Genomic DNA, 22,335 nt, shown 5'->3' with positions numbered 1-22,335 from the left:
ATTAGAAAGTAACACTTACACCCATCATTACTGTACGTGGTAAAGGATACAATCCTAAATCCACTCCAGAAGCCCAACCTGCATCGTGTCCAAATCCTACTTCAGGATCCATGCCTTCGAAACCAGTAAAGGTATACAGGTTATTAAATGCTACATACAATTTGGCACCTTGTACCCAATTATAATTCGATAATAACTTATCAAACTTATACCCAACTGTCAAGTTGTTAATTCTCAAATAATCTGCATCCTGCATGAAAATATCAGAAATATAATTTGTATTACGATGCGATGAAGAACTTAAACGAGGCATACTGTTTGAGGTTCCTTCACCATGCCAGCGACCAAACACTTCAGTCGTATAATTCTGATCAAAACGATCGGCAAATGAACGGTAGGATTGCATAACTTGCATGCCAAACTTTCCAGACATCGTTATGGCAGAATAAAATCCTTTGTATTCTGCATTCAATTGAATACCTAATTCAAAATCAGGATTAGGGTCACCTAACATTACTCTATCCTTATCATCAATTGTACCATCACCATTTTGATCAACAAATTTAACATCACCAGGGCGTTGATCTTCAAAATAAGGTGAACCTGCATTTGGAGCTCCCTCAGGTGCTACATAAGCATCAACAGCATCTTGGTTTTGAAGTATACCATCTGTTTCATAACCAATAAAGAATCCTATAGGTTGGCCAACTTGAACACGTGATATATCAGATGTTCCTTGAGATAAAACAGATCCAGGTCCGTAAATAATACCTTCACCATTATTAAGCTCAGTTACTTTATTTTGATTATAGGCTCCACTTAAAGTAGCACCATATTTAAAATCTCCTAAATTATCATTCCAAGAAAGAGACAATTCAAATCCTTTATTCTCAACAGCACCTGCATTTCTTGAAGGATAACCTGCTCCAGCAGTACCTTGAATCGGAACATTTTCCACTAGCCAATCCTTGGTAGTTTTCTTATACCAATCGAATGTGAAACCTAATCTAGAATTGAGAAAACGTGTATCCAAACCAAAGTTTAACTGTTCAGATGTTTCCCAAGTAATATTAGGAGTAGGCACGTTAGCTGGTACTGTTGTTAAACCCGAAACGGGCTTAGTATCACCAAAGAAATAACCAGGATTAATATAATCAATGTTTGCACTATACCTAAAAGCACCAATTCTTTCATTACCATTTTGACCCCAACTAGCGCGTAGCTTACCAAAAGTCATAAAATCTAAATCAGAAGCAAAAGATTCTTCAGTAAAAATCCAACCAGCCGAAACAGACGGAAATGTTCCATACTTATAACCTTTTCCGAAATTAGAAGATCCATCATAACGAACGGTCATATCAAGCAGGTATCTTTCTTTATAATTATAAGATAAACGTCCAAAATAAGACATCATACCTCCACCTTGGTCTCCATAATCTGCACCCCAAGTATCAATACCTTGCGAAGTTTCACCTTTTTGAGCATTATTTAGGTAGGCATATTCTGGCGTTCCATATATTGTATTAGCAATACGACCACCAACATTCATATTACTACCATTCTTAATCATTTCCATACCAGCTAAAGCCGAAATTTTATGTTCAGATATGGTATAATCATATGCTAAGGTATTAGTAAATGTATGATTTACCCCTTGATAAGCACTTTGTTGAGCAGCATCATTTGCTTGTGAATATAGTGTGCCTAAGGCAAAAGTAGGCGTCCATGAGCGGCTATTGCCGTACCAAGCTGATAAACCATAGGCCGATCGGAATACTAAATTCTGAATTGGCTGAATTTCAGCAAAAACATTACCTACAATAGTATTTCCTTTACCCCAATTATAATTATGGCGATAATACATCACAGCTAAAGGGTTGTGCTGATCATTTGCCAAGCCGTCCATAGTAGGTGTAAAACCATGCTTATCTGGAGATTTATCCCAATAAGCAGGCATTAGAGGATTTTGCACAATTGCATTGTGTAAATCATTCCAATAAATATTACCAGTAGCAACTGCACGATTCTCAGTATTGTTATAAGTAAAGTTTTCACCAATTTTTACAATATTGAATCGATCATTTTTGAATAATACCATTTCAGAGTTAAAACGAGCCGTAACACGTTTAAATCCAGCATCCGTAATTTCACCACCGATTAATCCACCTTGATCGAAATACGAAACACCAAGTGCATAAACAATGTCTTCACCAGAACCAGTAATATTAACCGAATGACTTTGTACTGGTGCGTTTTTTTCGGTCATTTCATCGATCCAATTAGTACCTTGCCATCCTTCTTGAAGTCGGCCCCATACATCTTCACCAAGCTGTGTTCCTAAATTATCAGGGTAAGTATTATTCAACCAGGAATTATTTTTAACAATGCTTTCCCAATCATTCGGAGCTAGACCGTCATTAGTTCGACCTTCATCCATGATGTACATGTACTCCTGTGCATTTAATGGTGTTACATTCTTATAGATATTCTGAACTCCATAATAACCATCGTATGTTACACGTGTTTTAGAACCAGATTTGGCCTTTTTGGTGGCTACTAAAATTACACCATTGGCAGCACGTGATCCATAAATTGCTGCAGATGCCGCATCTTTCAAAACATCGATAGACTCAATATCACCAGAGTTCAGATAATCAATATTATCAACTTGAACTCCATCAACAACATAAAGAGGTTGGGAATTACCGATGGTACCTAATCCACGAATAGAAACCTTTGTTCCCGCACCTGGAGCACCATTGTTACGCGTAATGTTAACACCAGGAGAAATTCCCTGTAAAGCTTCCATTGCAGAACCAGTATTCTTTTCTACAATTTCATCTCCCTTAACATTAAGGTTAGCACCAGTTACCAATGCTTTTTTCTTAACACCGTAACCAACCACAACCACTTCGTCAAGATCAGTCATATCAGATGAAAGTGATACATTAATAACTGTACCTTCAATAACTTTCTCTTGAGATAACATCCCAACGAAACTAAACACTAAAGTTTCACCTTGATTAACTATTAAAGAGTAATTACCATCAATAGTGGTAATAGTACCGTTTGTTGTTCCTTTAACAACTACACTCGCACCAGGAATGGGTAAGCCATCCGATGCATCTGTCACTGTACCTGTAACAGTTATTTCTTGCGCCTGACTACTAAGAGTCAGGAAAAGTAGGAAAATCCCTAACAGATGTTTCATAATTTTTGGATTTAATAATAAATGATGATGACAAACATACATCTCATTTGTTAACAAACCCTAATTTTACAATACACATAAACTTCACCAACCTACTCAAAGAAACTCACATAAAACTCACACCTAAAATACTATAACACTCTTTAACAATGATTTATAAAAATAAAACATGAGAAATATCATTCACATCAAACACTCACACCATCCACTTAAGGAAGCAACATATTTTAACACAACGTAGTAAAAGAGTACTACATATTAGTAATGTACAAGCTCAAATTATCACCGTGATTTAAGTTCAGTTTCTGACGAAGGCGGTAACGATTGTTCTCAACAGCTCTAGACGAAATATTCATTAGACTGGCAATCTCCTTAGAAGTCATACCCATTCTGATATATGCACATAACTTTTTCTCGCGTGGTGACAACTCGGGATGTTCTTCAGCTAGTCGAAGCAAAAAAGACTCATGTACCTGATCCAAATGAAGCTCAAAAATCTCCCAGTAACTTTCACTATCAATATCTTTATCAATTTTTCGGATGAGACTCTGAACTTTGTTTGTTAATTCTGTTTTATCTTCAATTTGCTTGAGTTTTTTAAGTTGTCCTTTTATGCTCGTCAAAAACTCATTTTTCTTAATGATACTCATTGTGGAATTAGCCAACTCCTTTTCTTTATGAACCATTTCATTCCGAAGCTTCTCATTACGCATACGAATCATTTCTTTTTCTGCATTCAATGCTTCATTTTTAAGAGCTTGCTCCTTATCATGATAGTGAGCACGTTGTTTGATTATCTCTTTTCTGCGACTGACATCAATTCTTTTATTGATTATCCGCAACAACAAAAAAGTGGAAAAAAGAAATGCAATAATATATACAAGCTTTGCCAGCATGGTTCTATGCCATGGAGGTAGCACTTCAAACTTAAAAGTAAGTGCCTTTGACTGCACTCCATATCTATTTCTCGCTTTTACTACAAATTCATATTCCCCTTCCCATAATTTGGAAAAATGTCGTGTTGTTTTCGTATCCCATGCATGAGTTTCTTTTTCTTCTCCTCTTAACATTGTTGAATATTCAATCCGATCATCCTCGTAATAGGGAGCTGCAAAATTGATTTCAAAGGCATTATTCCGAAAAGCATACTTAGGTATAACATCTTGCTCAGAAAGGCCAACATCATCTTGATTTAATACATAAGCCAAGGAGTCCCCCTTACCTTTAAACGATCTAATATTAACTCGAAATGGCTCCCTGTAGTTTTTCTGATCATGAACGGAATAGTGAGCAAACCCATCCTCAACTCCAAATAGTGCATTATCCTCATCAGAACCCAACACAAACTCAAAACTATTCACAAATTTATCTTTCATGGATTTAAAAGGATGGTCAATCTTCTTATATGTTCCATCCTCCATATAGCGCAACACTCCAACCTCACCTTGAAAGAAAAACCAAATATTACTAAACGCATCTTCGGTGATCATTTTTGGGAAATGGCCTTTTTCAAAATAGGCATCTAACAAAGGGTATGGAGTTGGCAGGTTTGTTTCTTTATCAATTTTAAAAATCCCTTCCTCGCCTGTAAAAACACAAAAATCATTAAGCCTACACAAGACCAATCCTGCCGAATTAACTTTAAAAGCATCATTACCTATCGTTTCAAGGCTAACTACCTCACCATATTCACTATCAAATCTCAATCTAAATACACCCTCGTATCCATGCGACACCCATAAATTGCCATTCTCATCCCACTCCATAAAACGTGCCGACTCATTAAACCCTTTAATTTTAGATTTAAATGCCCAATCACCATTTACATATTCAAACAAAACAAGACCATTATAAGTACCAGCTAATAACAATTCAGGATAACCTTTTATGGTTCGAAAAGTCCAAATTCCATTAACATCAGTTGGTGTTATTAATTTAGCTTCTCCATCTACTATAGAGTAAGCCCCTAAGTTATGACCACAAATTATCCCATTATTAGCCTTCAACAGACTCCATACCTGCCCATCAGTTCCTTTAACTTTTACAAAATCGTCACGTGTTTTTAAAGGATCATACAGTTTCTCTTTATTAATTATATAAAGCGCTTGATTGGTTCCCATATAATAATCTTCACCATCAACTATAATGGTATAACCCGTACCAATATTATAATACCCTTGCAGATAAGTTAAACCTGCATTGTAACTTACTCTAACAATTCCATTGTCAAGACCTGCCCAAATACTACCTTCCCGGTCAACAAAGACACTTAATACTGTATTGTTATGCAAACCCTTATCCTTATCGATATGCATAACAATATTTCCTTTCTTATCAAGAATAATCAATCCAGCCTGAATACTTCCATAGATCAAGAAATCGTCTAAATATGGAGTGCTACAGAAAATATTATTTTCTTTTAAAATAGCATTAGCAGGTACATTCCAAGGGTTGATAGTATGCATATCCCATAAATACAATCCATTTTTCATGGTTCCTATTACGATCTTACTATCCGAGATACGCAGAATAGAAGTAATTAGCTTATCGGAAAAAACATTGCCTCCAGAAACCGGATATATTTTTGTTCCCCTAACTTGCATTAATCCAAGTTTCTCATCATGAACCAACAACAAGTCATTAACGAGGTATGAAGAAGTAAATCGACTATTTGAAGGGATAGAACATACAAAATTATCATTTTCCAAAATTGTAATATTGCTTTCTGAATGAAAAACGAGCTTATTTCCCCACCTATGTGTATTCCAATAATTACCACTTGGCTCAACATCATCAATATCCATCATTGAATTATACTTCAAGTGATTCAAAGAATCTTGAGCGTAGTAACCAAACTCATTATATGAACAAGTATAAATACGATGATCTATCGCCTCAACACTGCGAATAACTTCCGGCGCATTATCGGTCAACAAATCCCAATTCACACCATCATAAACTAAAATACCATCATTATTAGCAAAATACATCAGGTCATGCTCATCCTGAGTTATCTTCCAATTTTGTGTACCTCCACCATATTGTCGCCTATTGAAATGTTCAATTTCTGGCAAGCCAACTTTCTGTGCTGAGAGAATTGATGGTAAAAAGAAAATGATGAATAAACTATGAAGATATAATCTGCTCTTAAACATATAATGGCAATTTATTTGAAATGTACTAAAAGCTTAGCAATTCTCAAATTTCACCTTATAAATTACAACTTACTTATAGAAGTGTTAGTAAATGTGATGGGTGTGATTAATCGATTGACATTTGTGACACCAATAATCATTATGCGCTGTGCACTCTGCCCCTAATAATATTATAAATAGCTAAGAAGAAGAATTTTATATCTGTCCAATAAGGACTCTTCCTTTTATGTGAGAAGTAAATTCGCTCAGCTTCAATGTTTCCCTTATCATCAGGCATCGCAAGCGAAACATACGGAGGGATGCATCCTGGCTTAAACTTAACTCTTTCGGTTTGAACATCCTCAGGCAATTCAGTAAAACGAGTATGACTTAATGGTCGAACGCCAACAATGGATAGTTCGCCTCTTAATAAATTAAGTATCTGTGGAAGCTCATCCACCCAATACTTTCGTAAAAATCGACCTAAATATGTCAAACGAAAATCATTGGCCGGCTTACCATGCTTATTATATCCGTTTAACTGAATCACGAAATCTTGAAGATACTCTGAAAAAGGATGCATAGTTCTGAACTTGTAAACTTTCATCAGGTCCCCATGTTGTCCAATTCGATCCATTGCAATAATCCAACGCCGACTGCTTTCCTCAGTCATAACAGGCTCTTGCGTTTTCATCACGCAATAATAAAGGCTGTCATTAATTAATTTGTAGTCTATAATCGAGAAACCTGCATGCACTAATCTACCCAAGGTTTCCGCAACTCCATAGGCGTTTTTCTCTTTACGAATAAATAGTGACCTTCGCAATGGAACTTTGACACATCCAATATACAAGCCCGACATAGGCAGTCTGGCATTAATCTCTTGTAAATATGATTGCCCACATTGGAAATTTATTAATTCAAGATCTACTATTGAGTTAATTCGGGTAATAGGAATATCATTGAGCCTTATCTTAGCATTAATAACAAATGCTCCATGCGCTGAAATAGGAATGTTTTGCTTAACAAATTCAGAAACCACTTTTGATGTTTCAAGCAAGCGACTTACATTAATCGACTTGACATCAGTAACACTCTTCAATTGAGCATTAAAGAGTGTAGAGTCAGTTTTTCTATTCGCATTTGCCTTCATCGCTTCAAATCTAATCAAGTATACTTAAATAAATCAAATACAATGAATAAAACTTGACCAATTAAGGTATTGTATACACTAATGCTTTGAAACCTTCTTACCGGCAGCGTTAACATCAACCTTCGAAGAAAACTCAATTACATGAGGTATTTTATAGTTCTCTAAATGATCTGAACAATACTCCTGAATATATTTCTCAGTTATATCTTCTCGATCTTTATTAATTACAACTATTGCTTTAATAGCTTCACCGAGCAGATCATCATCAATGGCTTCAATTGTGCAATCAATCACCCCTGAAATACCAACAATAACTTCTTCAATTTCTTTGGGGCTCACTCGTTTCCCACCTACCTTAATAATCTCCTTACGTCTGGCAGCGTGGTAAATGTATCCATCTTCATCAACTGTAGCCAAGTCACCGGTATATAACCAGTTATTCCGAATTGCTGAATTTGTTTCTATTTCATCCTTAAAATAGCCCTCCATCACATTATCACCTTTAGCTACTATTTCTCCAATCTCATTTGGCTTGACCAATTCTCCAGCGTCATTAACCACCTTCAGTTCAACCCCAGGAATCCCCTTACCAATGGATCCAAACTTGTTTTCTAAATCCATAGGTGGAAGATATGAAAGACGTGCGGTAGCCTCAGTTTGCCCATACATCACATAAAACTCAACTTCAGGTTTTGACTCGCAAAACTCCTTTATAAAAGCAGTATGCAGTTTACCACCAGCTTGGGTTACATATCGTAAATTCGGAAAATTGGTATTTTTGAAAGAATCTGACTTCCTAAGCAGAATTTGGAAATGACTTGGCACTCCTGCAAATCCAGTACATTTGTACTTTTCTAAATCACTCAGCACTGACCCAAGAAAAATAAATGTATTATTTAATACAATACTAGCGCCAATTTTAAGATGCGTATGAAGTAAGGACAGGCCATAACAATAAAAAAATGGCAACACAACTTCCATTACATCATTCTCTGTAAGTTTTAAGTAGTCAATTATGGAATCTGTATTGGCGATTATATTTTTATGCGATAACATGACACCCTTAGGCAAAGATGTTGAGCCTGAGGTGTAAATTATCTGAGCCAGTTGCTCTGAATCAAAATCACTTAATTCAAAATCGACTTCTATATCCTGCGACAGAATGGCTTCATAAGAGGACTCATCCCAAACTGATTCATCAATTAAGTTAAGTCGTTTTTTAACCTGCGCCGACATGAAAACACAAGTGCTTTCACACTGCTCTTTTATATAGTCGTATTGTTTAGCCTCAATAGCTGGATTCAAGGGAACCGCCACATTGCCCGACTTCATTATAGCAAGATAATTAACAACAAAAAAAGAACTATTAGGGGCTAATAGTAATACTTTTCTTCCTTTACCAATATTATCATTTATCCAAGCTGAAACTTTTGCAACCCTTTGTGATAGGGCTGCAAAGCTAAGCTCTTCTGATCGGCCAAGTATAAAATTAGCTTCTCTTGAAAATTGATCTTTTAATAAAAAGTCGACGCAGTTCATAGTTTAACAAGGATAATCGTGAATAGGAGCTCTACGAAGGTAATCAGTTGTTTTCATTTTACGCTCAAAGTTTCTAAACACCTTGATTACTTCTTCAACGCTTAATCCCATTGCAGGAGCAACTTCTTCGGGTGTATATTCATTTTCCCAACCATACCACAATAAATCCATATCTTCAAATGGCATTTGATAGAAAAATTCTTCCTGTGTTTGCTCAGCCGAATAGGTATCAGTAGTTGGTGTTCGATTAATTATTTCGTCTGGCACACCTAGGTGACGAGCAATTTCATACACTTGCGTTTTATACAAATTACCTATTGGCATTACATCAGCACCACCATCACCATATTTAACAAAGAAACCTTGTTGTACTTCATGTTTATTTGGCGTACCCAGCACAGCATAATGTAAGGCCTCGGCATGATAATACAACATTGACATACGACAACGTTGCTTGAAGTTTGAAGCCGCTACAATTTGTAAATATTCAGCCATCGGCAAGCGGGCACTTTTTTCAGTACCATCAGCAAAAATAACAGTTACATAGAAGACTGCAGGTAAATTCTTTTTTATCAGTTCCGTGGGAATACCAATCTTCATTTTATCAGTGGCAGGATTAAATTCAGGGATAACATTTTTAACCGCCTCATCTCTTCTTTGATAACATTGGAATCCATCCAGTGCACCACTGATATTTTCCTCAATAACTTTAACCCCAAATTTCTTGCATATCTTTTGGGCAAATTCTTTACTATCAGGACTTGAATCTTTTTCGGGTAACATTACTGCAAATAACTTTTCAGGCCCAAAAGCCTTTGTAGCAATAGCCAATGTAACCGCAGAATCAATTCCTCCACTAACACCGATAACACCACCTTGACGTCTTAATACTTGATTGACATCAGCCTTAAGCTTCTTACATATCTTGTCTATTGTAGCATCAATATCCTTTAGCTTTATAATATCTCTTGAAAAAACTTCTTTTTTAGTAGTACTCATATTCGTTTTCTTAGATTTGTTTATTTCTAATTATTCCTTTTGTATTTGAACGTTTGATTAGGTCAAAATCCTGAACATATTGTTTGTAAAGTATCTGCGTACTAAGTATTCCTATAAAAGCCATATTATCATATTCCGAAATAGCTTTCCCCGATTCAAGTTTCAGCAAGAGCAACTTAACCGTATCGGGATTAAATAACCCAGCTTCTCGAACCACAAAAGGATTCATATACTTATCCACCAAAGCACTACCCGTTTTTAGTATTGCAGGAGCAATGGGTGCACGATAAGCTTGCTTAGGCCTGTTAACTACACTATCGGGTAGTTTACCTTCCATCATGCGTTTCATAATGTACTTTTCATTCATCCCATTAAGTTTAAAATCATTGGGCAGAGAAGCACAAAATTCTATTAATCGGTGATCTAAAAATGGATATCTACCTTCGATGGAGTTAGCCATTCCTACTCTATCTCCCTGTGACGATAACAAGTAACCCGACATAAACACATTAGACTCGATATACTGCGCTTTCTCCAAGGTGCTATAGGATTCAATTTTATTGGCTATTTTATTAGAATATACTTCAACGGGATCATAATCGTTTATTTGATCCTTGATCTCACTTGAGAAGTGACCGCTCAAATTATGGCCATTTTTCCATCTTAAAAGGTGCGAATAAACAGGAGAATCGGTTTCCTTTAATTTATAACCAAAAAACATTCTCAACATAGCCGGTGTTGCATTTCGAAGCTGAGGTATATAAGGGTATAATTTCTTAAGCAAGAGTGGTCGAATTTTAGAATCGGGATATCTGGCCCAAAACTGTCTAACCAAGGCTTCTTTAAATATATTGTAACCGCCTAAATTTTCATCAGCACCCTCACCGGTTAAAACCACCTTAATACCATTATCTCTTACCAACTTTGATAACTTCATCATTGGAATTGGAGATGTTCGCATCAAAGGAGATTCAGCATGCCAAACAGCTTGTTCAAGCAGCTCAGGAATATCGGCATCCTGACATGCAACTGAATGATGTCGGGTACCAAAATAATCAGCAACTTCCTTCTGATATGCCGATTCATCAAAGTCCTTATTCTGAAATCCTATCGAAAAAGTATTTAATACATCAGGGCGGATCTGATTAACAAATGAAGTTGTAACACTTGAATCCAGGCCTCCACTTAAATAAGCTGCCACTTGAACATCTGCCCTAAGTCGTAACTTAACCGAATCAGTCAATAAACCTTTAAACTCCTCAATGCCTTCTTCCAGAGTCCCGCTGAATTTTTCCTTTCCAAAGTTATTTTCCCAATAACGTTCTACTTTAACCTTACCTTTTTTATAAATCAAAAAATGGCCGGGCTGTAATTCAAATATGTTTTCAAAGACAGTCTGTGGTGAAATACTCGTCCAAAAAGTAAAGACCTGTTTAAGCGCCTTAGCATCAATCGCACGTTTGACACCTGGAAATTCAAAAATTGATTTAATTTCTGAACCGTATACAATAGCATCCTTAAGCTGCGTATAATAAAGAGGACGTATACCGACTCGATCACGTGCCATGAAGAGCGTCTCGGTATTTTCATCCCAAATGGAAAAGGCAAATTGTCCATTTAACTGCTTTAAACACTCAGAGCCATACTCTTCATACATATGCAGTACAACCTCTGTGTCACAATCTGTTCTGAAGACATGTCCTTTTTGAAGCAACTGCTGCCTTAATTCCAAATGATTATAGACCTCACCATTATAGGCAATCCACAAGTTTCCAAGCTTATTTCGCAACGGTTGCTGTCCATGTGCTAGATCAACAATACTTAATCTAACGTTACCCATGCAACAAGCATTGGATAGGTATAAGCCCATTTCATCAGGTCCACGATGCTGAATCCGATTCAGCATTCCGTTTAGAACACTTTCTGATCCATCTAAATCAAGCAAACTCGAAGTATTAGCAAAGCCGGCAATTCCGCACATAGAGGGAGTTGTATTTTAGGTGAGGTTTATTAAATAAACTAAATCAACTTGCTACAGCGGTCTTTTGACTTACAAATGTAAAGATACGCTCCACACTTCCGAAGTTTTCTTCCTGTAATTCTGAATCGTTTGTTGTGACACCAAATTCAGACTCAATAAAATTAATTAGCCCCAAAAGACCCATTGAGTCAAAAATACCTTCATCAAAAATCAATGTATCATCTTTGATAGTTGCCGCATCTGTAAAAGTAGCCTCTGCTATAAAATTCCTAATTTTTTCTTTCATTTTTTAATTAATTACAAAATTCAATAAAACAAATTTATATGTGTTTTGCCTTAAATACTAACTATTGACTTAATGAGATTCAATAGTTTGTTCGACTAACGTTTTTTATACATAACCATGCCCTTTTTTATGACTAATTTAATATCAATAAATACACCTGTTAACATTCTATAGCTTAGACGTAGTAGAAGAATTATACTTACAACCTTGGCAAACTTTTTTTTGAAACAACGATTTTTAAAAATTGAATTGATAAAGTTTGTTCATTTAAATTGAAATACCCTCATTGTCTTAATAAACACAAATCAAATCTAAAAGTCAGGTTATATTTTTTAAAACTTTATATTTAAGAAGAATTAATAATTACCTACACAAACTTATACAATGAATATTGACCACATCGGAGTAATAACAAAATCGATAGAAAACAGTATTAATCAATGGACAAAAACTTTTGGTTATAAACAGGCAACCAAACTTGTTAATAATACCAGACAAAAAGTCAATGTCGTTTTTATGAAGAAAGAAGGATCCATAGATATTAAATTAGTTGAACCTTCATGTGAAACATCTCCTATATATAAATTTGCCATGCGCGGTGGAGGCCTACATCACCTTTGTTTTAAATCAGATAAACTCGATAATGCCGTAGATTTTTTAACTGATAACAATTGCTTATTAATTTCTAAACCTCAACCAGGTGAAGCATTCGAGAATGAAAACATAGCATTTCTGCTATCTGCTAATAATTTAAACATTGAACTCATTGATACTGACAAAAGGGCCAATAAAATAAATGGTTGAATGCCTTAACATTCAACCATTTTTATTTTCATTACCCGCGAACAATAATCAATTTACGTAATAATCACTTTTTAAACCGTATTGATGACCATAAGAATATCCTTTCTTTGTCAACGGCAATCCATTCAAACAAACATTTAAATTTTTCATCTTCTGAACATTCTCACTATGTAATACATTTAAGAATGCACTTCTAGGAGTATAGTTATGACGAGTTGTTAGAATGTTCACATCCGAATATTTCGTCAGAAGCACTGCATCAGACACCAATCCAAGTGGTGGTGTATCAATTATAATAATATCATACAATTGCTTTAACTCTGTAAATAAAACATCGGTTGCTTCACCGGCAATTAATTCAACCGGATTCGGTGGAACTTCACCAGTTAAGATAACATCTAAGTTTTGAACATTCGTTTGTTCTATTAGGTGATTACGTTTGTCAAGATCATGATCATTAACCAAATACCTACTTAAACCATGGCTATTAGCCTTTAAATCAAATATCTTGTGTAAAGTAGGTTTTCTTAAATCAAACCCAAGCAGTATTGTCTTCTTGCCTAATTGAGCATATGATATTGCAAGGTTGGCAGAGCAAAATGATTTTCCTTCACCAGGAATTGTCGAGGTCATCATAATAGTATAACAACTTGAGCCCTTTGTTTTATAAAACTCCATCGATGTTCTGATACTCCTATATGCCTCTGCAATAGCTGAGCGCGGATGAATCATAGTTTCAATTCCTTTCACTTTCTTACTTTGCTGTGGAATAGAACCTATTATATGCAATCCTAGACCTTCTAAGTCATCCTTATCTTGGATTTTATCGTTAAAGAAAATTATTAAAAAAATAATACCTGTTGGAATAAAAACACCTAAAAACAAAACCAGAAAGCCAATTCTTGAGGAGTTTGGAGACATCCTTCCAACATATATTGCCGATTCAATAACCTCATTATCTGGCAAATTAGAAGCCTTAGCTAGTTGTGCATCTGAACGTTTTTGCATTAAGTATGTATACAACTGCTCACTCATTTCAAAATTACGCTGTATATCTAATAATTTCTGTTCAGTTCGGGGGAGTCGTCTAATTTCATTACTCAAACTCATTATACGATCATTCAAATCATTCAGAGATATATTTGTAGTACTAATAAGACTCCTTGTAATTTCAATGATCGAATTTTTTATGGTCTCAATGCGCCTATCTATGCTCTTGATATTGGGGTTATCTACTCGTGAATTAAATTGTAAACTGGCCTTTTCAGCGTTTAAATTAGATAATTCTGCTATTTGAGTTGAAAGTGTAGGATCATTAACATTTTGAGAAGAGGGAGCTGTTATCTGTTGGTTAACATCACTATTTGTCTGAAGATAATCCAGTAAATAATTGTAATAATCCAACTGATTGGTTAACAGATGCCTTTGTGCCTCTAATTCTTGAGATTGCTCAATAATCATTTGGCCCTTCATACTCACATTCATAACCTCGTTTCTGGATCTAAAGTTCTCCAGAACTTCCTTAGCTCTATCCAATGAATCAGTTACTCCAACTAATTGGTTATCTATAAAAGTAATTTTATTATTAGCGATTACATTCTTTTTCTCAAGTGTATAATTAACCGAATTTTGAGCCAGTTTATTAAGAAAATCAATTCCTTTTTGAACATTATTCTCAGTAATGGAGATTTCGTAAATTGAAGATCGACCTACAGGTTGAATTTTCAGTTTTGATTTATAGTGTCGAACAATTCGTGCCTTTGAATTAAATTTAAATGAATACCTATTATTTACATACAAGCCATCCTTAACCATCGCTTCAACCGGATGGACACTAAAAGCAAAACGTGGTTCTTCAATTTTTTCAAAAAACTTAACTTTTCTTTTATATTCTTTGTCCCCTTCAATGGTTAAATAAAACTCTTTATCGTTTATGAAATCTATGTGAAAAAGGTGCCTACTTAAACGAGTCGATGTCGTATCAACTAGAACTTTAATTGGAGACCTCTTATAAATTTCAGAGGTTAAAAGCAAACCAGACATATAATATGAAACGGAAAAATCAAGCTGATTTATTGTTTTCTCAACTTGGTTAGATGATGTTAATATTATTAGTTGATTTTCCAATTGATTTTGCCCCCCCAAACTAACACCTGACAACACATCTTGCTCATCACGACCACCAATAGTTGCAGAGTTATTACCTCCACCAGATATTAGTAATTGAGTTTTTATTTTATAAATAGGAGTACTGGTGCGATACATATATATACCAAGTGCTATACATATACTTAAACATATTGGGATCCAATACCAATAACTCGATGCTCTTAATAGTGTTTTTACTAAATCAAACTTGCCTGTACTTTGTATATCTAATTTATCCGACATTTTACTTAGTAATTAATTATTGGTATCAAACTGAGTTAAATAAAACGTATATAACAAAAGGGTGGTATTAATGAACGTTAAGGCTAAGCCAATTGGAATAGCACTTAAATCCCAAGATTTTAATCTACGAGGTTCCACGTATACAATATCACCAGGTTTCAGGTAATAATAAGGTGAAAACATTATATTTTCATCCAAAGTATTTATTACTACCATTTGTTTAGTATCACCATCTTGACGAATCAAACGAACTTTTTTTCTGTTTGAGAAATCAGTCATATCACCTGCCATACTTATAGCTTCTAAAATATTAACTTCTTCAGCATACAGTAGAAATCGCCCAGGATTTACAACCTCTCCAATAATTGTAATATTATCATTTAATAACTTTACATTTACGCTACTTTCTTCAATAAACTTACTTACCGCTAGTTGAATTTTATCGCGAATTTGATCTAAAGTTAAATTTGCAACATAAATTTTACCTACAAAAGGATAATTGATTGAACCATCTAAATCAACACGATAACCAACAAGACTTGCAGCCATAGCGTTATCAATATTTGAGCTACTATTACCCATATCATTGTTTAAGAATGCTGAAGTTCTCGAATCAAGACTGGTAACTCTAATAAATAAATTATCATTTGGCTTAATTAAATAAGAAGACTTTTCAGGATTATAAGTATTTTCTATCTCTTCTAAATCTTTAGCCAAATCACCTTGAAGGTAAATAGATTTCTTTAACGAGACACATGAACTTAAAGATGTTAGAATGACAAAAAATAATATTAACTGTTTCATTATATTGTAATTTTCTTTCATATATTTTTTATACGACTTCGAAATAAACCAATCAAATGAAGTGGCCTCAACAAAGTTTGAACAAATATAGTTGCTAAGGATTTAATTTAATCAGTCTAAATCCTTTGTTAGTCAAAAAACTATAGTTCTCCCAAAATATTGGACAGCAAGTTTAATTTGAAATTATTAAAATTGTAGTCATGAGAACACGAAGAAAATTCACATCAGAATTTAAGGCTAAGGTAGCTATTGAAGCGGTTAAAGAACGAGAGAGTGTAGCTGAATTAGCGAAGAAATACGAGCTTCATCCCAATCAAATAACAAATTGGAAAAAAGAGTTTCTAAGTAATGCAACTAATGCCTTTACATCAGATTCTAAAGTATCCTCTGTCAATGAGGATAAAGAAAAGCAAAAGTTATTTGAAGTTATTGGTCAGCAAAAAGTCGAGATTGATTTTTTAAAGAAAGCCTTGTCCTAAATATTGGGCTGCACCAACGTCATGCATTAGTCAACAAGGCCAGTAAAAAGCTAAGTATCAAAAAACAATGTAATCTACTGTCCTTATCTAGGTCAGGCTATTACCATAAGCCCAAAAGAGAATCTACTCTTAATAAAGAATTAATGGAAGTAATTGATAAACAACACATGAAGTATCCATTCATGGGAGTACCTACCATGACACAATGGCTTCGCCGTGATATGAATTACTCGATTAATACAAAACGAATAGAACGCCTTTATAAGCTCATGGATATATGTGCCATTGTTCCCGGACCTCATACATCCAAAGGCAATAAGAAGCACAAAAAATACCCATATCTACTACGCAACCTAGAAGTTAATCGTACCAACCAGGTTTGGGCACTGGATATTACTTACATTCCGATAAAAAACGGATATATGTATCTAATAGCCATTATAGACTTGTACAGTAGATATGTCGTAGGTTGGTCATTATCAAACACGATGGAGTCAGAATGGTGTATGGAGACAGTCAAAAAAGCAATAGCTGAGCATGGTTTACCTGAAATAATTAATACAGATCAAGGTAGTCAGTTTACTAGTGAGGTATTCACAAATTATTTACATGAAAATGATATAACCATAAGCATGGATGGGAAGGGACGAGCGACTGATAATATCTTTATTGAGCGCTTATGGAGAAGTTTGAAATATGAGGATATTTATCTCAATGCATATGAGAATGGACTTGATGTTTATAGAGGTATTAAACGGTATTTTATCTATTATAACGAGGTGCGAAGGCATAGTTCAATCAATCACAAAAGACCTAAAGAGGTGTATTGTGCGGCTTAATTTAAGCATCAAAAGCAAAAGTATAATCAACCAAAGAACCCGTCAAGGGTATATAAACGGCCTCGTTCCTCTGCCTCCCTTGACTGAACCTTTAGATTGACTATGAAATAAGCTTATGATGTTTAAACAAAAAAACTAAGTTTGTGAAAAAGTTGTCCAATCATATGGGGGAATTATAATGTACATAATACACACCAAGAGGACCAAAACTCAATGTAGTATTTCAAAATTAGAAACATAAACCATACAAAAACATCGGTTCAACAGCTCTAGATCATTCACTAAATACGTTTAATCAATATGTTACAGCCCTTCTTACACACTCTTAATAAATTTCACATAAGCTTTCCATAACTTTATATGTGTTTTTTTACCTTTTAACCAAACAAACTGAACATTCGTCATAATCTAAGGTAAATAGTATTCAAGTTACTCTTTATTTATACGATCATGTCATATATTGCACCTAAGTTAAGAGCAGTAGAAATCATAAAAAGGATAAATGATATTGCTTATATAAACTAGAGTTCTTTAATTTTTTACAAGAAGAATACTATTTACTAATAAAAGTTCTTTATTCGAAGTTGTTAGGTGAAACGGTTTAAAATCAACCGTCTTGAAAGCTGTAGAGTAATGAAGAAACAATTATTGAGCATGAAATCATTATTATTAAATATTTTTAACGGACGAATAGTCTCACCTTGGTTAATACTATTGATTGATCTAGTTATTGTAATAAATGCATACATCCTAGCTTATATCGTAAGATTGAACGTATTACTTTCATCCTATTCTGCTTCTAATATTATTCTAAGTAGTCTATGGGTTGTTTTTGTATTTCTAATTGCATTTCTTATTTCTGGATCTTTTAAAGGAGTTATCAGACATAGTAATTATAGTGAATTTAAGCTTATGGCAATAACTTGCCTTGGAGCTTTCATATTCCTACTAGCTGCCAACCAAATAATTATAAAATACGATTTAGCTTGGATACGAGTATCTAGGCTAGTTTTGATGCTTCATTTCTTTCTATCCATAATACTGACGATTGGCTTTAGAATGATTGTAAAAGAAATGTACATATTCTTAACTAAGAAACAAACGTCGCATAATGTGCTAATATATGGTGCAGGTGATATGGGACAGATTACAATGGAAGCCATTAAAAATGATAAAGACAACCACTATAATGTTGTTGGCTTTATTGATGATAAAGCTTCAAAATGGAACATTATGCTTCATTCTTGTCCAGTTATGTCGTGGAAAAAAGCACTGGAAATAAACGAAGATAAACAAGTTCATAGCGTTATATTAGCTATTAAAAAAATTAGTGTCCAGAAAAAGCATGAAATAACGAAAGATTGTCTCGATAAAGGTTGGAAACTAAAAGTGATGCCTTCTGTTGGTAATTGGGTAAATGGTATTTCAAATGAGAAACAAATTAGGGACATCAGAATTGAAGATATTCTCGGTCGAGATGAAATACAATTAAATCTTGGTCGTATTATGATGGGACTCGATGGTAAGGTTATTTTAGTAACTGGTGCAGCGGGTTCTATTGGATCTGAAATAGTAAGGCAATTGTTGCGTTTTTCAATTCAGAAAATTATTATGGTTGACATTGCGGAGTCTGCATTATATGATTTACAACAAGAACTGCTACTCAGTCACAGTGATGCGCCATTCGAAGTGGTTTTGGCTGATGTTACCAATAAAAAACGTTTAAATGATATTTTTGAAGAATATAAACCAGAAATAGTGTTTAATGCTGCTGCTTACAAGCATGTTCCACTAATGGAAGCATACCCTTATGAAGCGATTAGAGTTAATATTGGAGGGGCTAAAGTGTTAGCAGATTTAGCTGTAAGACACAAGGTTGAGAAATTTGTAATGATATCTACTGATAAGGCGGTAAACCCAACAAATGTCATGGGAACCTCGAAAAGAATATGCGAAATCTATATTCAAGCTCTATCACAAAGGCAGGACATTAATACAGCTTTCATAACAACACGCTTTGGTAATGTTCTTGGTTCTAATGGTTCAGTGGTGCCACTATTTAAAAAACAAATAGAACAAGGAGGACCTTTAACAGTCACTCATAAAGATATCACACGCTATTTTATGACAATACCTGAAGCATGTCAATTAGTTTTAGAAGCAGGTTTCATGGGTGAAGGTGGAGAGATTTTCCTATTTGATATGGGAGAACCTGTTAAGATTGTAAACTTGGCTACTGAAATGATACGACTATCTGGATTAAAGGTTGATGAGGATATAAAAATAAAATATACAGGGTTACGACCAGGTGAGAAATTATATGAAGAGCTTCTAGCTTCTAAGGAAAACACCTTGCCTACTCACCACAAAAAGATAATGATCGGAAAAGTGAGGAAGCATGATCATAAAAAAGTAAATAAACAGATTGAAGAAATGATGCTTGCACTTCAAATTGAAAACCCAAAACTTCTTGTTACTAGAATGAAAGCTTTAGTTCCTGAATACAAGTCTCAGAATAGCGAATTCGCTGAGCTAGATAAACAATTCGAAAGCAGTGCTAGTTAAATATAGATCGTTAGATTTTAGATTTAGAGATATTAGATTTATTTACAAAACACTCACAAGCGTCATATTACTTTACAACAGTGACAATCTAATTATTATAAAAATCATGGTTTGGTCTGCGTCAGGGCTTCGAATTGCATTTAGCTGGTATTCCAGAAATTGACATCTATGATAATTTGGCATTGCTGATTTCCAAACTATTCCATTACTCTGTAAAATCCCAACGGGATTTAATGTTAATAAGTCCGAGTTGCAACTCGGGGATACTTCCAAACATATTAAAACAACCCTGACAAGGGTTGAATTAACAGATATTCACCAATTAATAAATTAAATTACTCTACCACACTACTATCACACCAATTCCCCTCTGACACTAGGAAATTTAACAATTCTATCACCTTCAGCCCATTATTCAAACAGACATAACATCTCTTGATTATTTTTTTATCAACAATCTTTGGTTTTTTATAAACAAATGGGTACCCTTATAAAAAAGTATTTACTATTTTCACAAACCGTAAAGAAAAGTGTGTTATTAATGTATTTTATTTAGCGTGTTTAAAAAAATAAATTTATTTTTCAAGCTAATAATTTCATTATAGTTTTCATTTATTGCACAAACTGTGATAAACTCCTTTTGTTTTACAATCATCATAGACAGACTAATTTTATTGAAGTTAAGGGCTAAATACATTCTAAGACTTTAACTTTATTAGGAGCTTAAATTGATTTGACGAACACTATTTATTTATATTTTAATGCCACTATTTATTACTTTAATTCACAATTTTATTTGATGATTGATAACCATTTTTAATTTATGCCGTACTATGTGCTAAACACCTCAATTATTGTTGAAATGAAAAGTATAGTAACTTTAGTGGCGGCCTATGTGGCATGTATAGTGAGTGTTAGCGCACAACTTGATACTCAATCTGGAACAATGAATGACGTTCAGGTAATTCAACTCTCTGAAGAGGTGTATTATCAATTGGACTCAACTTTCACATTTTCAGAAAACAATGGAGAATGGTTAGTTGATAGTAAAACATCATTTATTTATAATGATAATCGTAAAATAAAAGAATCACACACACAAGCTTTCCAAAGCAATACATGGTCTAATAGAAGTCAAATTTTTTATACTTATACTGACGAATCCAAATCTTGGACTAAAGAAATTCAAAATTGGAATAATAATATGTGGAATAAGGTTTGGAAAAAACACTTTATTCAAGATGAAAACAAGAACGAATTAAAAATTGCCTATTCAGAATGGTCTGCAAATAATTGGGAGGAAATATGGCAACAAGATCAAAACTACAATTCTGAAGGAAAACTTGCTTCTTACCAAACAAGAAAATTAGACGAATCTACTTCTCAACTTAAAGACTACTGGAATTATAGTTGCCAATATGATGGTGAAGGCAATTTATTACAAGTCAATAATAAATCGTATAATAAAGAATCGGGAGAATTACTTGACGAATACGAATGTATACTTGAATATAATTCTGAGGGATTGTTAAGTGAGCAAATCATTGATTGGGATAACACTAATAATGAGTGGAAAATTATAAATCGAAACACAATAGATAATTCTCAAAATAATATTACCATTAAAGTAAGTGAAAGTTGGAATGAAGAATCCAATGCATGGATGAAAACCATGAGGGTGACAGAAACCAGCGACAATAGTGGTAATGTTTTTGAAATAAAAAGAGATTATTGGGATAATACTAATGAAGAATGGCTTCCTCATAGAATTGACAACATAGTTTATAATGTTGATGGAATTAAAACAGAAGAAATAACATTTTACCCAAATTCATCACTTAACACATGGGAAAGTCATTCTAAAACTGTTTATCACTACAAAAAAGTTAATGATATAGAGGAAGAAGAAACTACACCAAACCAGGATTTAATCATTTATCCAAACCCAGCTGACAAAGAGATCAACCTCACTTTTACAGGTGATGCTAAACAACTTGAAATTTATAGCATGGATGGAGCCTTAGTACTCCAACAGCAACTTCCTAACATATATCAAGCCATCAATGTTAGCACCCTTCAAGCTGGCGTTTATATCGCAATTGTTACCTTAGAATCAGGACAAGCAACCACGAAGTTTATTAAGAAATAGT

At 34.3% G+C, this 22,335-nt stretch carries 14 protein-coding genes; 5 read left to right on the top strand and 9 right to left on the bottom strand.

All coding sequences use genetic code 11. From position 1 onward, the window contains the following. Nucleotide 1: 1 nt before the first annotated feature. The 7 genes from ACRD7B_RS02400 to ACRD7B_RS02370 form a co-directional block, all read right to left on the bottom strand. Nucleotides 2-3,211, bottom strand: a complete 3,210-nt coding sequence (locus tag ACRD7B_RS02400; protein WP_430822861.1) for a SusC/RagA family TonB-linked outer membrane protein — start codon at nt 3,209-3,211, stop codon at nt 2-4. Between the two features lie 251 nt (nt 3,212-3,462). Further along, nucleotides 3,463-6,366 carry a LuxR C-terminal-related transcriptional regulator gene (locus tag ACRD7B_RS02395; RefSeq protein ID WP_430822860.1) on the bottom strand — a complete coding sequence of 968 codons (2,904 nt, stop codon included), beginning with the start codon at nt 6,364-6,366 and terminating at the stop codon, nt 3,463-3,465. 139 nt (nt 6,367-6,505) lie between these two features. Next, nucleotides 6,506-7,498, bottom strand: coding sequence for a sugar transferase (locus tag ACRD7B_RS02390; RefSeq protein WP_430822859.1), 993 nt, complete (start codon nt 7,496-7,498; stop codon nt 6,506-6,508). 78 nt (nt 7,499-7,576) lie between these two features. Then, complete coding sequence (locus ACRD7B_RS02385; protein WP_430822858.1) at nt 7,577-9,037, bottom strand: class I adenylate-forming enzyme family protein; 1,461 nt, start codon at nt 9,035-9,037, stop codon at nt 7,577-7,579. Between the two features lie 3 nt (nt 9,038-9,040). Then, complete coding sequence (nadE, locus tag ACRD7B_RS02380; protein WP_430822857.1) at nt 9,041-10,036, bottom strand: NAD(+) synthase; 996 nt, start codon at nt 10,034-10,036, stop codon at nt 9,041-9,043. A gap of 10 nt (nt 10,037-10,046) precedes the next feature. Beyond that, nucleotides 10,047-12,017: an asparagine synthase (glutamine-hydrolyzing) gene (gene asnB / locus ACRD7B_RS02375; RefSeq protein ID WP_430822856.1), complete on the bottom strand. Its 1,971-nt coding sequence runs from the start codon at nt 12,015-12,017 to the stop codon at nt 10,047-10,049. A gap of 43 nt (nt 12,018-12,060) precedes the next feature. Further along, nucleotides 12,061-12,303, bottom strand: a complete 243-nt coding sequence (locus ACRD7B_RS02370; RefSeq protein WP_430822855.1) for an acyl carrier protein — start codon at nt 12,301-12,303, stop codon at nt 12,061-12,063. A gap of 384 nt (nt 12,304-12,687) precedes the next feature. Between ACRD7B_RS02370 and ACRD7B_RS02365 the strand changes: the two genes are divergently transcribed. Continuing rightward, nucleotides 12,688-13,107 (top strand): VOC family protein, encoded by a 420-nt coding sequence (locus ACRD7B_RS02365; RefSeq protein ID WP_430822854.1) that lies wholly within the window; start codon nt 12,688-12,690, stop codon nt 13,105-13,107. Nucleotides 13,108-13,155: 48 nt separating this feature from the next. Here the strand turns inward: ACRD7B_RS02365 and ACRD7B_RS02360 are convergent, their stop codons facing one another. After that, nucleotides 13,156-15,498: a GumC family protein gene (locus tag ACRD7B_RS02360; RefSeq protein WP_430822853.1), complete on the bottom strand. Its 2,343-nt coding sequence runs from the start codon at nt 15,496-15,498 to the stop codon at nt 13,156-13,158. A gap of 12 nt (nt 15,499-15,510) precedes the next feature. Then, complete coding sequence (locus ACRD7B_RS02355; protein ID WP_430822852.1) at nt 15,511-16,302, bottom strand: polysaccharide biosynthesis/export family protein; 792 nt, start codon at nt 16,300-16,302, stop codon at nt 15,511-15,513. A gap of 200 nt (nt 16,303-16,502) precedes the next feature. Between ACRD7B_RS02355 and ACRD7B_RS02350 the strand changes: the two genes are divergently transcribed. From ACRD7B_RS02350 to ACRD7B_RS02335, 4 genes are all read left to right on the top strand, one after another. Continuing rightward, complete coding sequence (locus ACRD7B_RS02350) at nt 16,503-16,781, top strand: transposase (RefSeq protein ID WP_430822851.1); 279 nt, start codon at nt 16,503-16,505, stop codon at nt 16,779-16,781. Between the two features lie 2 nt (nt 16,782-16,783). After that, complete coding sequence (locus tag ACRD7B_RS02345; RefSeq protein ID WP_430822875.1) at nt 16,784-17,620, top strand: IS3 family transposase; 837 nt, start codon at nt 16,784-16,786, stop codon at nt 17,618-17,620. Between the two features lie 633 nt (nt 17,621-18,253). Further along, a complete protein-coding gene (locus tag ACRD7B_RS02340; protein ID WP_430822850.1) occupies nt 18,254-20,185 on the top strand; it encodes a polysaccharide biosynthesis protein in 1,932 nt (643 codons plus the stop codon). An 862-nt stretch (nt 20,186-21,047) separates the two neighbouring features. Beyond that, on the top strand, nt 21,048-22,334 hold the full coding sequence (locus tag ACRD7B_RS02335; RefSeq protein WP_430822849.1) for a T9SS type A sorting domain-containing protein: 1,287 nt from the start codon (nt 21,048-21,050) through the stop codon (nt 22,332-22,334). The last annotated feature ends 1 nt before the right edge of the window (nt 22,335 follow it).

The sequence above is a fragment of the Carboxylicivirga fragile genome (assembly GCF_050589805.1).
In the GTDB taxonomy this organism is placed as follows: domain Bacteria; phylum Bacteroidota; class Bacteroidia; order Bacteroidales; family Marinilabiliaceae; genus Carboxylicivirga; species Carboxylicivirga fragile.
Note: the sequence above shows the minus strand (reverse complement) of the source record. Positions and strands in the feature narration are given on the sequence as shown.

What these genes read in the sequence shown, in the direction of transcription:
- ACRD7B_RS02335 (WP_430822849.1), top strand. Translation starts at nt 21,048, where the DNA reads ATGAAAAGTATAGTAACTTTAGTGGCGGCCTATGTGGCATGTATAGTG.
- ACRD7B_RS02360 (WP_430822853.1), bottom strand. Translation starts at nt 15,498, where the DNA reads ATGTCGGATAAATTAGATATACAAAGTACAGGCAAGTTTGATTTAGTA.
- ACRD7B_RS02395 (WP_430822860.1), bottom strand. Translation starts at nt 6,366, where the DNA reads ATGTTTAAGAGCAGATTATATCTTCATAGTTTATTCATCATTTTCTTT.
- asnB (WP_430822856.1), bottom strand. Translation starts at nt 12,017, where the DNA reads ATGTGCGGAATTGCCGGCTTTGCTAATACTTCGAGTTTGCTTGATTTA.
- ACRD7B_RS02370 (WP_430822855.1), bottom strand. Translation starts at nt 12,303, where the DNA reads ATGAAAGAAAAAATTAGGAATTTTATAGCAGAGGCTACTTTTACAGAT.
- ACRD7B_RS02400 (WP_430822861.1), bottom strand. Translation starts at nt 3,211, where the DNA reads ATGAAACATCTGTTAGGGATTTTCCTACTTTTCCTGACTCTTAGTAGT.
- ACRD7B_RS02390 (WP_430822859.1), bottom strand. Translation starts at nt 7,498, where the DNA reads ATGAAGGCAAATGCGAATAGAAAAACTGACTCTACACTCTTTAATGCT.
- ACRD7B_RS02365 (WP_430822854.1), top strand. Translation starts at nt 12,688, where the DNA reads ATGAATATTGACCACATCGGAGTAATAACAAAATCGATAGAAAACAGT.
- ACRD7B_RS02350 (WP_430822851.1), top strand. Translation starts at nt 16,503, where the DNA reads ATGAGAACACGAAGAAAATTCACATCAGAATTTAAGGCTAAGGTAGCT.
- ACRD7B_RS02355 (WP_430822852.1), bottom strand. Translation starts at nt 16,302, where the DNA reads ATGAAACAGTTAATATTATTTTTTGTCATTCTAACATCTTTAAGTTCA.
- nadE (WP_430822857.1), bottom strand. Translation starts at nt 10,036, where the DNA reads ATGAGTACTACTAAAAAAGAAGTTTTTTCAAGAGATATTATAAAGCTA.
- ACRD7B_RS02340 (WP_430822850.1), top strand. Translation starts at nt 18,254, where the DNA reads ATGAAGAAACAATTATTGAGCATGAAATCATTATTATTAAATATTTTT.
- ACRD7B_RS02385 (WP_430822858.1), bottom strand. Translation starts at nt 9,037, where the DNA reads ATGAACTGCGTCGACTTTTTATTAAAAGATCAATTTTCAAGAGAAGCT.